This window comes from Acidiferrobacteraceae bacterium, from assembly GCA_037388825.1.
Lineage (GTDB): Bacteria > Pseudomonadota > Gammaproteobacteria > Acidiferrobacterales > JAJDNE01 > JARRJV01.
The window spans coordinates 1-15493 of record JARRJV010000005.1 but is presented as its reverse complement, the minus strand read 5'-3'; the positions used below and the strand labels follow the sequence as shown (position 1 = coordinate 15493).

The window sequence follows — 15493 nt, the reverse complement described above, 5'->3', positions numbered from 1 at the left end:
CCCTGTTTCCCCCCGCGGCGCCGCGCGAATACGGGAACGCGACAAGCAAGGCATATCCATGAAGGTCCTGTTCAAGCTGGTTCGCTGGCTACTCGTGCTGGCGGTGATCGCCACCTTCGCGGGCTGCAAGTTCTTCCGCGAAGAACCGGTGAACCTTTCGGTCAGTTACGTGCAAAAGATCCTGAAGATGAAGGAGCAGAAATGGCAAGCGCGTGCCGCGTCCATGGATATGCGTGAACGCCAGGCCTTCTCCTACCTGCGGGCCCTGCGAGATCAGAACCGGTCCCTGGCCGTGGATGTTGCGAAGGTCATCCGTCCCGATGACGAGCGGCGCCAGGTTCTCATCGTGGTCAACGAGGTGTTCGGTGCCGCCGGCGAACCGCGGGCCCGCCTGCGCTTCTTCGTCAATCGGGGGGCTGAAAACAAGTGGAAGATCACGCGCGTGGAACTGATTGAATGAAACCCGAGTTGCATCTGCACATCGTCGGCATCGGTGGGACCTTCATGGCTGGTCTTGCCCGGATCGCGCGCGAGCTCGGCTATCGGGTGACCGGTTCCGATACGGCGATCTATCCGCCCATGAGTACACAACTGGCGGAGCTCGACATTCCGGTTGCACAAGGATATTCGCCGGACAACCTGGAACCCGCGCCCCATCGCGTCGTGATCGGCAATGCCCTTTCCCGCGGCAACCCGGAAGTGGAGGCGATCCTGGAGCGCGGACTGCCGTACACATCGGGCGCGCAATGGCTGGCGGAGCATGCCCTGCGCGATCGCTGGGTGATCGCACTCGCCGGTACCCATGGCAAGACCACCACCGCGAGCATGGTCGCGTGGATTCTTGAGCGGGCGGGACTGAACCCCGGTTTCCTGATCGGCGGCGTGCCGCGCAACTTCGGTGTCTCGGCGCGCCTCGGTGCGGCGCCGTTCTTCGTCATCGAGGCCGACGAATACGACACCGCCTTTTTTGACAAGCGATCCAAGTTTCTGCACTACCGGCCGCGCACCCTGGTGCTTAATAACCTGGAATACGATCACGCCGACATCTTTCCCGACCTCGACGCCATCAAGCTGCAGTTTCAGTATCTGTTGCGCACGGTTCCGCCGAACGGTCGGATCATCGTCAATCACCAGGACGCGAATCTTGCCTCGGTGCTGGAGCGCGGCTGCTGGAGCGAGGTGGAAGAATTCGGCGGCGGTGCCTGGCAGGAGGATGACCCCGACGGCACGGCCCGTCGCGCACGGATCCTGGTCGACGGAGCCGAGGCCGGAGTCCTCGAGTGGTCGGTGCCCGGATCGCACAACCTGCGCAATGCGCTCGCCGCCCTGGCCGCCGCGCGCCATGCCGGCGTGACGCCGAAGCAGGGAATCGAGGCGCTTGCGGAGTTTGAAAGCGTCAAGCGACGACTGGAGGTTCGCTACCAGGAATCCGTGACCGTATACGACGATTTTGCCCATCACCCGACGGAGATTCGCGAAACGCTGAGGGCGGTCCGCGCCCGGTCCAATGGCGGCCGCGTGGTCGCGGTACTGGAGCCGCGATCCAATACCATGCGCCTGGGAATTCATCGCGACAATCTGGCTGCGGCCCTGGCCGAGGCGGACCGGGTGGATCTGTTCCGGCCCGCGGGACTGGACTGGGACCTGGCGGCGGCAGTCGCACCCCTGAACGATGCGGTCCGGATATCGGACTCCGTGGACGACATCGTCGACCACCTGCTGGGTACGGTGCAGGCGGGGGATCACATCGTCATCATGAGCAACGGCGGATTCGGAGGGATACACGAAAAGCTGATGGAGGGCCTGCGACGCCAGAAAGGCTGAACCCGGTTTGAACTTCCCGGGCTTTCCGGATTCAATAGCTATAGATAAAGAAAACATCTCGGAGTCACAGGCATGCAAGGAATTCAGGCGATTTTCCTCATTCTCGCGATGGGTTTGCTGGTCGCAGGTCCCGCCCGGGCGGAGACCTATCAGGCCGGTCGTGATTACGAGGTGCTGCCCTTCCCGCAGGACGTCAACAGCGGCAACAAGGTCGAGGTGCGGGAGTTCTTCTGGTATGGCTGTCCCCATTGCTACGCCTTCGAGCCCTATCTGGATGCGTGGCTGAAACACAAGCCGGCAAATGTGGATTTTATTCGTACGCCAGCGGTCACCCCGCGCTGGAGGCTGCACGCCATTACCTTCTACGCCTTGCGTGAACTGAAGGTTGGGGCGCGACTGCACCAGCCCCTGTTTGATGCCCTGCACGAAGACGAAAAGAAGGCGCCGGGCGAGCGCAAGTTGTTCGACCAGGATGGTCTCGCCGACTGGGTGGCGGCCCACGGGGTGAATCGCAAGAAGTATCTGGAAGCAACCCGGTCCTTCGGGGTGCAGTTTTCGGTCAACCAGGCAAAGCAACTTTTCAACGACTACAATCTGGATGGAGTGCCCAACATCATTGTTGACGGGCGCTATCGGACCAGCCCGACCCTGGTCCATGACGAGGCGCGGGTTATGAAGGTCGTGAACTATCTGGTGCACAAGGCTGCCGCGGAACGGAGCAAGCGGAAGTAGGGGAGCCATGGACACTCGCCGCAAAACCGGATCGCAGGGCGCCGCCGAACCGGCGGATCGCATTCAGGAAGAACAGGGAGCCGGCAAGATGAAGGCGTCGGAGTTATTTGTCAGGTGCCTGGAAAATGAGGGTGTCGAATACATCTTCGGCATCCCGGGTGAGGAAAACCTCGACATCATGGACGCGCTGCTGGACTCGTCCATTCACTTCATTACCACGCGGCACGAACAGGGCGCGGCCTTCATGGCCGATGTCTACGGTCGTCTGACCGGCAAGGCCGGCGTCTGCCTGTCGACCCTGGGCCCGGGCGCTACCAACCTGGTTACCGGTGTGGCCGATGCCAATATGGACCATGCGCCGGTGGTCGCCATCGCCGGCCAGGCCGCGACCAACCGCCTGCACAAGGAATCGCACCAGGTACTGGACCTGGAGGAAATCTTTCACCCCATCACCAAGTATTCTTCGCGCCTGCTCACGCCCAACGTCATCAACGAGGTCGTACGCAAGGCCTTCAAGGTGGCGCAGACGGAAAAGACCGGGGCCGCCTTTATCGAGTTTCCGGAAAACATCGCCGAGATGGAGGTGGAAGGTGAGCCGCTGATCGTGAAGCGCCCGTTCCCGGGCGAACCGTCGGCCGACCGCGTGGAGGCGGCCGCCGCCATGATCTCCCAGTCAAAGAACCCCATCATCCTTGCCGGCAACGGCGTGGTGCGCGGGCGCGCCTGGAAACAGCTGGCGGAATTCGCCGAGGAGTTGCGCATCCCGGTCGCCAATACCTTCATGGCCAAGGGCGTGCTGCCCTTCGGGCATCCCATGGCCCTGGGCAGCGCCGGATTGCAGGCGACCGACTACGTGAGCTGCGGGTTCAACCGCGCCGACGTCATCATCTGCGTCGGCTATGACCTGGTGGAATATCACCCCTACCTGTGGCACCCGACTCAGGACCGCAACATCATCCACATCGACACCTCTCCATCGGAGGTGGATGCCTACTATCCCGTTTCCGTCGGTGTGGTCGGTGACATCCGTCACTCCTTGCTGGAGATCAAGGAGCTTGCCAGTCCCAACACCGGGACCGCCATGCGTTCCCTGCGCGAACTCTTGATCGAGGAGATGAACCAGAATCGCGATGACGATGCGCTGCCCATGAAACCGCAGAAGATCATCTGGGACCTGCGCACGGTGATGGATCTGGATGGCGTGGCCGTGTGCGATGTCGGTGCCCACAAGATGTGGATGGCGCGCATGTTCCGCTGTGAATATCCAAACACCTGTCTTATCTCCAACGGTTTTGCCAGTATGGGCATCGCGGTGCCCGGGGCGATCGCAGCCAAGCTTGCCTTCCCCGATCGTCAGGTGGTTGCCGTTACCGGTGACGCCGGTTTCCTGATGAATGCGCAGGAGATCGAAACCGCGATGCGCCTGAAAACGTCGATTGTCATCCTGATCTGGAACGACAGCGCCTATGGCTTGATCGAGTGGAAACAGATGGCCCAATTCGGCCGCAAGTCCAACGTCGACTTCACCAACCCCGATTTCGTGAAGTTCGCGGAGTCCTTTGGCGCCAGGGGCTATCGGGTGGAGAAGGCGGGCGACCTGCAGGCTATCCTGGAGCAGGCCCTGGCCGATGACACCGTCAGTATCATCGACTGCCCGGTGGACTACAGCGAGAACCTCAAGCTGACCGAGAAGCTGGGCAAGCTCGTGTGCCCGGTGTGATCCATCGTTCGCGCAGAGCGGGCGTGACCTGAGCGCGAAAACAGTCCGGAACCGGAGCCGGGGCCCGCAAGGGCGCCGGCCTTTTTGTGCCCGGCCGCGGGCTCAGGTTGATTTTGATATTTCGAACCCTATATAGTTACGGACGTTAAGGTATTGTTTTTTCGTATCAGTCCGGCCAACAAATCGTTAGGGTCGGAATGAATTAGTCCCACCCTTTGGGTATCCAGTGAATCGAACCGACGAAGTCCTGGTGGCACTGCGCCGCATCATGCGGGCGGTCGATATTCGCTCGCGCCATCTTAGCCGGGCCTCCGGGCTCACGGCACCCCAGTGGGTGCTGCTCCGGGCACTGGCCACCAGTGGCTCCATGGGCATTGGCAATCTGGCGCGGGCAATCGACCTGAGCCAGGCGACCACGACGGATATCGTCGACCGCCTCGAAAAGCGGGGCCTGGTCAGTCGCGCCCGCAGCACTGTCGACCGGCGCCGGGTGGAGGTGGCGCTTTTGCCCGAGGGTGCACGCCTGGTGGACGAATCACCGGCGCCCCTGCAGCAGGATTTTGTCGATCGTTTTCAGCGCCTGAATGACTGGGAACAGACCCAGATACTTTCCTCCCTGCAGCACCTGGGGGAAATGATGGATGCCCAGAGAATCGATGCGGCGCCCATGCTCGAGATCGAGGCGATCTCGGAAGCACCAAATTTGTCCGCGCTCGGGACGGCATCCGGGTCGGACGCAGAGACGTAAGAGGTAAGGTATTTATGTGTGGTATTGCGGGTGAAGTGCGATTCGACGGGGGCTCGGCGAGAGCGGATCTGGTCGCGCGGATGAACCGGACGATGGCATCGCGCGGACCGGACGGCAGCGGACTGTATGCCCAGAACGCCCTGTGCGCCGCCCAACGGCGTTTGAAGATCATGGATCTTTCGGACCGCGCCCAGCAACCCATGGTCGATCCCGACCTGGGAATCGGGATCGTGTTCAACGGCGCCATCTACAACCACAAGGCCTTGCGCAAGGAACTCGAGGGACTGGGTTACCGGTTCTTCTCCGACGGCGACACCGAAGTACTGATCAAGGCCTACCATGCCTGGGGGCGTTACTTCGTCAGGCGCCTCAACGGCATGTTCGCCTTCTTCCTGTGGGAGCGGGACAGCGGACGGATGCTGATGGGGCGTGATCGTCTCGGGATCAAGCCGCTCTACTACTCACTCGACGATTCGCGCCTCCAGTTTGCCTCGACCCTTCCGGCCCTCATCGCCGGTGGCGATGTGGATACCCGCATCGATCCGGCGGCGCTGAATTTCTACATGACGTTTCACGCCGTGGTGCCGGCGCCGTACACCATTATCCGTGGGGTGCGGAAGTTGCCACCGGCCAGCCTGATGCAGATCGGGCCGGACGGCAGCAGCGAAATCGAGACGTACTGGCAACTTTCCTTCGAGCGCGACGACGACGATCGCGCGCGTTCCTTCGAGGACTGGACCGAACTCACACTGGATGCCCTGCGTGCCTCCGTAGACCGGCGGCTGGTGGCGGACGTGCCCGTCGGTGCGCTGCTTTCCGGTGGCGTGGATTCCAGTCTGATCGTGGGTCTCATGGTGGAGGCGGGGGCGAAGCACCTGAAGACCTATTCCATCGGCTTCGAGGACGTTGGCAACGAGGAAGGAAATGAATTCCGCTATTCCAACATCGTGGCCGAACACTTCGAAACCGATCATGAACGCATCTACTTCGACAGTCGCAAGCTGATCGGGCGTGTGCCCGAGGCCATTGCCGCCATGTCCGAGCCCATGGTCAGTCACGATGCCGTGGCCTTTTATCTGTTGTCCCAGGTGGTCTCGCGCGACTCCAAGGTGGTGCAGAGCGGGCAGGGCGCCGACGAGGTATTCGGCGGTTATCACTGGTATCCGCCCTTGCTGAACAGCACGGATCCCGTCACCGAGTACGGGCGCGTGTTTCGCGACCGCGACCACGCGGAGTTCGCCCAGGCCGTGAATCCCGATCTGGTCAATGGCGACTTTGCCGCCGACTTCATCGTCGAACACTTCGGTCGCGCCGGCGCCGAGGAGTCGGTGGACAAGGCGCTACGCATGGATACCACCATCATGCTGGTGGACGATCCCGTCAAGCGCGTGGACAACATGACCATGGCCTGGGGGCTGGAGGCACGCGTACCTTTCCTGGATCATGAACTGGTGGAACTTGCGGCACGCATCCCTCCGCAACACAAGATCGCCGAAGGCGGCAAGCACGTGCTCAAGGAGGCCGCGCGCAAGGTGATTCCCTCCGCTGTGATCGACCGGCCCAAGGGCTACTTCCCGGTGCCGGCGCTGAAGTATCTACAGGGTGACTATCTGGCCATGGTAAACGAGGTGTTGACCGGCGATACCGCGCAGATCCGCGGCCTGTTCCAGCGCGAATACGTGGACAAACTTCTCGCAAACCCCGAGCAGCACATCACGCCCCTGCGGGGTTCCAAACTCTGGCAACTGGCCTCGCTGGAACTCTGGCTCCAGGCCCAGGGCATCTGAAGGAGACAAGGTGGCACGGAAAACGCACAAGGACTACCACCGCGTACGAACGCAGAATCGGAATCCGCAACCCGTTGCGGATCGCGGACCCGAACATCCCACCTCCAAGGAGGATGTCATCGTCGATTGCGGATGGGGTCGTCTCATCATGGCCCATACCTTCAGCCGGCCGGAAGACATTGCCGCCGCGCTGCGAGAGGAGCAGGCCGGGCGGCGCGACATCGCACTCTATGCCAGTGATCCGCATGTGGTGCTGGCCCAGGCACCGCAAAGCCTGTTCCTGGATCCGTCCCATACATTTCGCCTGTGGCTGGACAGCTACACGCCGGCGGTCGCGCAGCGTCGCGGTTTCACGGTGCGCCTTTTGGCCTCGGTGGACGATGCCGAAGGCATTTCCCGGCTGTACGCCGCGCGTCACATGGTGCCGGTCGACCCGCGCACCATCTGGAAGCGACGAACCTCGCGCGTGCTGACCTACGTCGTTGCCGAGGACGACCGTTCAGGAGAAATCATCGGCGCCGCCCTGGGCGTGGACCACGTGCATGCCATGGACGATCCGGACGACGGATCCAGTTTGTGGTCGCTGGCCGTGGATCCCCAGGCAACCCATCCCGGCGTCGGCGAGGCGGTGACGCGCTTTCTCGCGGAACACTACAAGGCCCGTGGTCGTGCCTTCATGGACCTTTCGGTGCTGCACAACAACAAGGGTGCCATCGGCCTGTACGAGAAGCTTGGCTTTCAGCGCGTTCCGGTATTCGCCATCAAGCGCAAGAACGCCATCAACGAACCCTTGTTCACCAGCCCCACGGAAGGGGACGAGCGGCTCAATCCCTACGCCCGCCTCATCGTCGACGAGGCGCGACGGCGCGGAATCCTGGTCGACATCCTCGATGCCGACAACGGGTATTTCCGTCTGCGATTCGGCGGCCAGAGTATCGTCTGCCGTGAATCCCTCAGTGAACTCACCACGGCCATCGCCATGAGCCGGTGCCAGGACAAGCGCGTGACCCATCGCATTCTGGATGCCGCCGGTCTGCGGGTGCCGGCGCAGCAGCTGGCGACCAGTGCCGATGAGAACCTGGCCTTTCTCGCCGAGCACCAATCAGTGGTGGTCAAACCCATCGACGGCGAGCAGGGAGAGGGCATCAGTGTCGGTGTGACGAACGAGGATCACCTCGAAAGCGCGATCGAGAAGGCGCGCCAACACAGCGGACGGGTCATCCTCGAGCAGTATTGCCCCGGTGCGGATCTGCGCATCATCGTGATCAACTATCGTGTGGTTGCTGCCGCGGTCCGCCGGCCGCCGGAAGTGACCGGCAACGGCAAGGCCACCATTCGCGAGCTGATCGAGAAGCAAAGCCGACGCCGCCAGGCGGCCACCGGCGGGGAGTCGCACATTCCCCTGGATGAGGAGACCACGCGTTGTGTGGCCCGCTCCGGAAACGCCCTCGAGGACGTGTTGCCCGCGGGTGAGACCATCCAGGTACGCAACGCCGCCAATCTGCACACGGGCGGCACGATCCACGATGTGACCTCACTGCTGCATCACCGCCTGGCTGACGCGGCCGTGCGGGCGGCACGCCGTCTCGACATTCCCGTGGTCGGGCTGGACTTCATCGTCGAGTCTGCATCGGAGCCGGAATATGTCATTATTGAGGCCAACGAGCGTCCGGGGCTGGCGAACCACGAGCCGCAGCCCACGGCCCAGCGTTTCGTCGACCTCCTGTTCCCGCTGTCGGCGCCACGCACGCCCAACCCGGCGGGATTCTGAGAATTGCGCGAGTGGATGATACGACCCGAACCACGATGAAGCTTCTGCCCGTCGACACCGAATACATGACCGGTGTCCTCAAGCGCATGCTTGCGACCCCCAGTCCTACCGGATACACGGACCGCATCGTGCACCTGGCCTGTGAGGAGCTGGAGCAGCTCGGCATCCCGTACGAAGTCACGCGCCGCGGCGCCATCCGCGCGACGATTGAAGGAACCCACTCCAGTCCCGACCGCGCCATCGTCGCCCACATCGATACCCTCGGTGCCATGGTCAAGTCGCTCAAGCCCAATGGCCGGGTGGAGATCGTCCCCATCGGTCACTGGAATGCGCGCTTTGCCGAAGGCGCGCGTGTCACCCTGTTCACCGATGTGCGCCCCTATCGCGGAACCATTCTTCCGCTGAAGGCCTCGGGCCATACCTACGCTGCCGGAATCGACAAGCAGCCCTCGGCGTGGGACAACCTGGAGGTGCGCATAGACGAACGGAGCGAACGGCTCGAGGACCTGCTCGCCCTGGGCGTGCACGTGGGCGATATCGTCGCCATCGACACCAATCCGGAATTCAACGACAACGGATTCATCAATTCCCGTCACCTGGACGACAAGGCCGGGGCCGCCGTGGTGTTCGCCGCCGCCAAGGCGATTCGGGATGCCAAGCTTGTATTACCGGTGGACTGCCACTTGCTGTTTACCATTTCCGAAGAGGTCGGGTCGGGTGCCTCCGCCGCCCTGCATCAGGACGTGGCGGAGATGGTGACGGTGGACAATGGCACCACCGCGCCGGGCCAGAATTCCAGGGAATACGGGGTGACCGTGGCCATGGCGGACCAGACCGGTCCCTTCGATTACCATCTCACCCGGCGCATGATTCACTTGTGCCAGGAATTCGAGATCCCGTACCAGCGCGACGTGTTCCGCTACTATCGTTCCGACAGCGCCGCCGCGGTAGAGGCAGGCAACGATGTGCGCACGGCCCTGGTCGCTTTCGGGATCGATGCGTCCCACGGCTATGAGCGCATCCACATTCACTCGCTTGAATCCCTGGTGCGTCTGCTCACCGTATATCTGCAGAGTGCCTCGCTGTACCCGCGCGACCGGGAAGAACTGGGTCCGCGCGCCGGCTTCCCCACGCAGCCCTGATTCCCTGGCGGGCACCGCAACAGAGCTGGGCCCTACGGGAACTCCGCATCACACAATCATTGGAGAGGGCCCGGACGCGGGCCAGCGCATCGCACCGGAGGACGGGGGTCAGGCCGTGGCCCGCTGTCTCTGGCGGATCTTTTCGTCGATAAAATCGTGGAGCTTCTGGAAGGGAACCGGTTTGTGAAGCAGGGTGACGCGATCGGGCAGTCCCCCGTTTTCATCCACTTCTTCCTGGGTCAGCCCGGTGACCACAACGATGTCGGTGTCGGGGGAATGCCCCGAGTCGATAATGGCCTTGATCATATAGAAGCCATCCATCCGCGGCATTCTCAAATCAGCGATCAGCAGATCGGGGGATTCGATTCCGAAACAGATCAGTGCCTCGTACCCGTCCTTGGCGACACGGATGTCCAGGGGCAGGTCCCAGCTCTTCATGGCCTCTTCGTAGTACGAGCTGAGAAAGGCATCGTCCTCGGCGACGAGCACGCGATAGCGTACCGCCGGTCGGGGCGCATGGTTTTTCTTGCCGGTACCGGATTTCTCTTCCAGTTCCTCGAGAAAGGCCTCCAGCACACTCTCGGGAAAGCGGCGGTGCCCGCCCGAAGTCTTGCGCGCGGACAGGATGCCGTTGTCGGCCCAGATCTGGATGGTGCGCGGGGTGACGCCCAGCAGCTTCGCTGCCTCCACCGAGGTGTACATCGCCTCACTGGTCAGACGTTTCCTTTTGTCTTTCTGTTTCACGTGACTAACCTTCCTGTTTCCTGCACAGATGGGCCTGTTGTGGAGTAGTAATGCATCGATCGGGCCAGAATCCTGTTGAAAAATGCAACGTATGCACGGAAGCGACAAACCATAACATATTGTTTCTTAATATATTTTGCAATATTCCCAAAATTGACTAGCCGGCTGAGGAATCTATCATTAAATTCATTATTTCCGTTTTTGCTGACTTCGCCGCCTATTTCGGCTATGGGAAGAAACAATATATAGATGGGTGCGCCGATGAAAGGATTTCTACGCCCGGCGACCGCCGGGGTGTTGTTAGGAATGGCGATTTCGGTGGTCGTTGCGCCGGTATTCGCCCACGCTGATAGCGTTGTCGCCAGTGTACGCGTGACCGCTACGATTCTCAGCAATCTGTCTGTCCAGGTCCGATCGAATCTCGCCTTCGGCAGTCTCAGCACGGGCGCCCGGCCGGGTGCGCTCGTTTTGGACCCGGACGGAAACCGCCGCGCCAGCGGCGGGGTGACGGTCCAGGCCGGGGCCACGTCGAGCCCAGCTGATTTTCTCGTGTTCGGCATGCCTAGAGCGGGTTTCTCCATTTCTGCCCCCGCGGTACTCTGGGTCAACGATTCCCAGGGACACAAGATGCGGGTCGACCGTTTCCGAATCTCCAGCGGGAGCGTCAGTACTTTTGATGCCACGGGAAGGCGGCGCCTGAATATGGGGGCTACCCTACACGTCCAGGCCAACCAGCCTGAGGGCCCGTACATGGGACTGGTGAATATCTCCGTGCACTACAATTAGTCATCCCCGTTCCTGTCGTGCGTCAAGTTACGCTTCATGGACGGCATGAAACCCGCCCGGTACACTCTTCACACACACTTTATAATCGTTCGCCCCAGGCGTTGCGGCAATTTTCCCGGCGGAATTGGGGTAAGGGAGAGATCAGCCCATGTCCCGATCATATGGGGTTCCCGGGGCCGGCCGGCATCTGGCGGGGCTCGCAGCGGGCCTGCTGGCATGCCTGCTGGCGCTGCCCGCGGCGGCCTCGGATGACCCCTATTCCCGAATTGGGGTGGGCGTGGCCCGCATCGATCGATCCTCAAACGGTACCGGCTGGAATATCGATCTCGCGGCGGGCGGGCAGTTCAGCCCGCGCACGCCCGCGGTGGCCGAGGTCGCGGTCGACTTTCAGTACTTTCCCCGCACCGGCGGGACATCCACGCAGGCGTTTACCACCTTCGAGTTGAGTCTCCTGTACAAATTCAATTCCAGCGAAGACGTCGACTTCTACGGGCGCCTCGGCGGGCAGGGGTGGGCCGTGGGGAACTGGCTCGGTTCGCAATTCTTCTCCAACAGTATCGAGAAGGGTCTGGGCTGGACCTATGGGCTCGGAATCCAGTCCCACATCGGTCCCGGCGATGGCATTCGTCTCGAGTGGCAGGCATACACCGGGCTCCAGGGCGTGAATGCCAACAAGATCACCCTCAGCTGGATCCGCTACAGATAACAAAGGTACCACCATGTCCAGAATCGCCGTCGTCCAGGAAGCACCCGTCTACCTCGACAAGCTCGCCACGATCGAAAAGGCCGTGGCCCTGGTGGCGCAAGCGGCCGGCCAGGGCGCGGAGCTGGTCATCTTCCCCGAGGCCTTCATCCCCGGCTACCCGGCCTGGATCTGGCGCCTGCGCCCCGGCGGCGACTGGTCACTGAACGAACAGATCCACGCGCGCCTGCTGGACAGTGCGGTCGATGTCGACAGCGACGACCTCAAGCCCTTGCTCGCAGCGGCAAAACAGCACGGCGTGACCATCGTCTGTGGCATGCACGAACGGGACAGCCGGATGAGCCGCGCGACCCTGTACAACACGGCCGTCACCATCGGCGCGGACGGCGAGCTGCTCAATCGTCACCGCAAGCTCATGCCCACCAACCCCGAACGCATGGTCTGGGGCTTTGGTGACGCCTCCGGCCTGAAGGCCATCGATACCCCGGTGGGACGAATCGGCACCCTCATCTGTTGGGAGAACTACATGCCCCTGGCGCGCTACGCGCTGTACGCACAAGGCGTGGAAATCTATATCGCGCCGACCTACGACGCCGGCGACGGCTGGATCGGCACCATGCAACACATCGCGCGCGAAGGTCGTTGCTGGGTGATCAGCAGCGGCGTCGCCATCGAGGCCAGCGATCTGCCCGAGGATTTCCCCGGCAAGAAGGATCTGTACCCGGACCCGGCGGAATGGGTGAACCCCGGCGATTCCACCGTGGTCGCGCCCGGCGGCGCCATCGTCGAGGGGCCGATGCGGGAACAAAAGGGAATCCTGTACGCGGAGGTGGACCACAAGCGCGCCGCGGCGGCAAAACGCGCGCTCGACATCACCGGCCACTACGCGCGTCCCGATATCTTCCAGTTACACGTCAACGCGGAGCCGCAAAGCCCGGTGAAGTTCAAGCGATAGGGGCAGCCCGCAGCGCTGACCTCCGCGCGATCATGGACGCAAAGCAGCTTCTGCAACGACTGCGCAAGCTTTCCAACCCGGCCAACGTCGCCGGCATGGCACGCTTCGGCATCAATCCCGCAAGGACCTTCGGCATTCGCATCCCCGTACTGCGCGCCCTGGCGAAGGAAGTCGGCACGGATCACGAACTTGCCCTGGCGTTGTGGGACAGCGGCTACCATGAGGCACGCATCCTCGCGAGCATGGTCGACGATGTCGACAAGGTCACAAAGACCCAGATGGAGCGCTGGGCAAGAGATTTCGATTCCTGGGACGTGTGCGACCAGTGTTGCATGAACCTGTTCCGGTACACGCCCTGGGCCTGGGACAAGGCGAAGACATGGAGCGGGAAGAAACCGGAGTTCGTCAAACGCGCCGGTTTCGCCATGATGGCCTGCCTGGTGGCGAACAAAACCGCAAGCGACGATGCCTTCGTCGAATTCTTTCCCCTGATCCGGCGCGAGGCCACGGACGAACGCAACTTCGTGAAGAAGGCGGTGAACTGGGCGCTGCGGTCGATCGGCAAGCGCAACAAACATCTCAACCGTCTCGCCATCGCCGAGGCCAGGGCGATACAGAAACTCGACTCGCCCACGGCAAGATGGATCGCCAGCGACGCCCTGCGTGAATTGCAAAATCCCGCGACGCGGACGCGACTGAAGTCCTGATGCTCAGTGCGCGCCGAACAGGCGCGACATGGCGGCCGCGACGCCGGCCAGGCTTACGCCGGCGACCAGCCCGGCGGCACCGGCGATGAGGAATCGGTCCGCCCAGTCCTCGCGAAAACGCAGCAGCAGCCAGGCGATCAGCGCACCGACAAACATCGATACGGAATTCCACGCCGGGATGACGAAGGCCAGGCCCATGGCCGAGGGGCTGGGTACGAAGTGGTGCCAGCGCGGCGGCAATCGATGATTGGCATAGGCCAGGCCCATGCCCACCACGGCCGCGACCAGGATCGCCGGTCCGGCCCCCGGGGGCAGGTCGCCGAAGCCTCCGCGCAGCACCTCGGCCACGGCCTTCCACGTCGCCACCGCGGGCGCCGGCCATTCGGGCGTAATCAGCATGGTCTGCGGGTGCGGGATCAATAGTAAGTAAGCACCCACCCCAACCAAACTACCGGTTAATACGCCAAAAACCTGGGCAACGGCCTGCAGGCGCGGTGCGGCGCCGATCAGCTTGCCGGTTTTGAAGTCGTGCATCATGTCCGCGCACTGGCCGGCGGCCCCGCCGGTGACATTGGCCGACATCAGGTTCGTGGTCACATTGCCGGGCGAGATCGCGGCGAAGGACAGCTGGGTGATCTTGCCCATGGCGCCGATGGGGGTGATGCCGGTCTCGCCCGACACGCGCGCGGCGACGATGGCGAGCACAAAACTGAAGGCCACCGCGAGCAGGCCCGTAAACCAGCCAATGCCGAAGATTGCCGCCTGGGCGATGATCGCCATCACCGTTGCCAGTGCCAGCCCGATCGCGAACCAGCGCACCGGTACCTGCACCGCCGGCGATTCGGTTTCGCCGTCGGTCTCGGCGCTGAGGTGGCGGGTCTTGACGGCAAGATAGAGCGCGAGCACGAACGCGGTCAGCGATGCCATCACCATCATGGCGACGCCGGGCCACAGCAACCACTTCACCATGGGGCCAAACCAGTAGGCACCCGATGCACCGGCCTCGGCCCAGCCGTGGTCCAGGGCGTACGGGCCAAGCACGCCCCAGGCAATGACCGCACCCAGCAGCAGGGAGACCCCGGCACGAATGCCGATGATGGCGCCGAAGCCGACCATTAATAAGGAAGGGTCCAGCACCCAGCCCAGGTTCGTTGCGGAAATCGTTGTGATCCCCTTGGCCTTCAGGCCCGCGGGCGCCGCGAACGCGAACGCGGTCTTCAGTTGCGGAATGGTGCTGATGAATTCACTGAACAGCTTGAGCGCCGCCGCCACCACACCGGCGGAAAGCAACACCTGCACCCGGCGCAGGGCCTCGCTGCCGCGGGCATAGATCTCGCGCAGGGTTTCGGCGGTGGCGATGCCGGCGGGAAAGGGAAGCTTCTCGCGCACCAGCATTTGCCGCCGCAGACCCAGGGCAACGATGACCCCGAGGAAGCTGACCACGAACACCCACACCACCAGCACACCAAAGGTGAACTGCCGGCCGGTAAGCAGGGTCAACGCCGGGATCGGTGCCACCAGGCCGGCGGAGATGATGGACGCCGAGGCCGAGGCCGCCGTCTGGTTGAGATTGTTCTCCAGCAGGTTCCACGGCCGCGCGCCGAACAGCGGTGACGCCGCCTTCCAGAAGGCGAAGGACAGCAGGGCCGCGGCGATGGACATGTTGAACGACCAGCCGATCTTGAGCCCGCTGTAGACATTGCACGGCGTGAGCAGCGCGCCGAGCACCATGCCGGTAACGATGGCGCGCACGGTAAGCTGCGGCGCGGCGACTGTGTGGGTTTCCTGCGCCATAGCGATTACTCAATAACAAATCGCGAGCGCGGTGGAAAGCGCGGGTCCTCGTGAACAAGGTCGTGGTGGGCGATCGAGGC

Annotated in this window: 14 protein-coding genes; 12 read left to right on the top strand and 2 right to left on the bottom strand. The window is 62.7% G+C overall.

All coding sequences use genetic code 11. The annotated features are described in order from the left end of the window. Positions 1-58: 58 nt before the first annotated feature. The 8 genes from P8X48_01555 (at position 59) to P8X48_01520 (ending at position 9724) form a co-directional block, all read left to right on the top strand. On the top strand, positions 59-460 hold the full coding sequence (locus P8X48_01555; protein MEJ2106000.1) for a hypothetical protein: 402 nt from the start codon (positions 59-61) through the stop codon (positions 458-460). Further along, on the top strand, positions 457-1824 hold the full coding sequence (gene mpl, locus P8X48_01550) for a UDP-N-acetylmuramate:L-alanyl-gamma-D-glutamyl-meso-diaminopimelate ligase (protein MEJ2105999.1): 1368 nt from the start codon (positions 457-459) through the stop codon (positions 1822-1824). Before P8X48_01555 ends, mpl begins: the two co-directional genes overlap by 4 nt. Before the next feature lie 72 nt (positions 1825-1896). Then, on the top strand, positions 1897-2556 hold the full coding sequence (locus P8X48_01545; protein ID MEJ2105998.1) for a thiol:disulfide interchange protein DsbA/DsbL: 660 nt from the start codon (positions 1897-1899) through the stop codon (positions 2554-2556). Between the two features lie 7 nt (positions 2557-2563). Next, a complete protein-coding gene (locus P8X48_01540) occupies positions 2564-4276 on the top strand; it encodes an acetolactate synthase large subunit (GenBank protein MEJ2105997.1) in 1713 nt (570 codons plus the stop codon). 226 nt (positions 4277-4502) lie between these two features. Then, positions 4503-5024, top strand: coding sequence for a MarR family transcriptional regulator (locus P8X48_01535; protein MEJ2105996.1), 522 nt, complete (start codon positions 4503-4505; stop codon positions 5022-5024). A 14-nt stretch (positions 5025-5038) separates the two neighbouring features. Next, positions 5039-6811: an N-acetylglutaminylglutamine amidotransferase gene (locus P8X48_01530; protein ID MEJ2105995.1), complete on the top strand. Its 1773-nt coding sequence runs from the start codon at positions 5039-5041 to the stop codon at positions 6809-6811. A gap of 10 nt (positions 6812-6821) precedes the next feature. Beyond that, on the top strand, positions 6822-8582 hold the full coding sequence (gene ngg, locus P8X48_01525; GenBank protein ID MEJ2105994.1) for an N-acetylglutaminylglutamine synthetase: 1761 nt from the start codon (positions 6822-6824) through the stop codon (positions 8580-8582). A gap of 11 nt (positions 8583-8593) precedes the next feature. Further along, positions 8594-9724, top strand: a complete 1131-nt coding sequence (locus P8X48_01520) for an osmoprotectant NAGGN system M42 family peptidase (GenBank protein ID MEJ2105993.1) — start codon at positions 8594-8596, stop codon at positions 9722-9724. Positions 9725-9832: 108 nt separating this feature from the next. Here P8X48_01520 and P8X48_01515 read toward each other — a convergent pair whose 3' ends face one another. After that, positions 9833-10468: a response regulator gene (locus P8X48_01515; GenBank protein ID MEJ2105992.1), complete on the bottom strand. Its 636-nt coding sequence runs from the start codon at positions 10466-10468 to the stop codon at positions 9833-9835. A 306-nt stretch (positions 10469-10774) separates the two neighbouring features. Between P8X48_01515 and P8X48_01510 the strand changes: the two genes are divergently transcribed. The 4 genes from P8X48_01510 (at position 10775) to P8X48_01495 (ending at position 13619) form a co-directional block, all read left to right on the top strand. Next, positions 10775-11254, top strand: a complete 480-nt coding sequence (locus P8X48_01510; GenBank protein MEJ2105991.1) for a DUF4402 domain-containing protein — start codon at positions 10775-10777, stop codon at positions 11252-11254. Positions 11255-11402: 148 nt separating this feature from the next. Continuing rightward, entirely contained in the window at positions 11403-11960 is a 558-nt protein-coding gene (locus tag P8X48_01505; GenBank protein ID MEJ2105990.1) for an outer membrane beta-barrel protein, read from the top strand. A 13-nt stretch (positions 11961-11973) separates the two neighbouring features. Beyond that, positions 11974-12912 carry a carbon-nitrogen hydrolase family protein gene (locus tag P8X48_01500; protein MEJ2105989.1) on the top strand — a complete coding sequence of 313 codons (939 nt, stop codon included), beginning with the start codon at positions 11974-11976 and terminating at the stop codon, positions 12910-12912. Between the two features lie 32 nt (positions 12913-12944). Continuing rightward, positions 12945-13619 carry a DNA alkylation repair protein gene (locus P8X48_01495; GenBank protein ID MEJ2105988.1) on the top strand — a complete coding sequence of 225 codons (675 nt, stop codon included), beginning with the start codon at positions 12945-12947 and terminating at the stop codon, positions 13617-13619. Between the two features lie 3 nt (positions 13620-13622). Here the strand turns inward: P8X48_01495 and P8X48_01490 are convergent, their stop codons facing one another. Continuing rightward, positions 13623-15413: an OPT/YSL family transporter gene (locus P8X48_01490; protein ID MEJ2105987.1), complete on the bottom strand. Its 1791-nt coding sequence runs from the start codon at positions 15411-15413 to the stop codon at positions 13623-13625. Positions 15414-15493 lie beyond the last annotated feature (80 nt).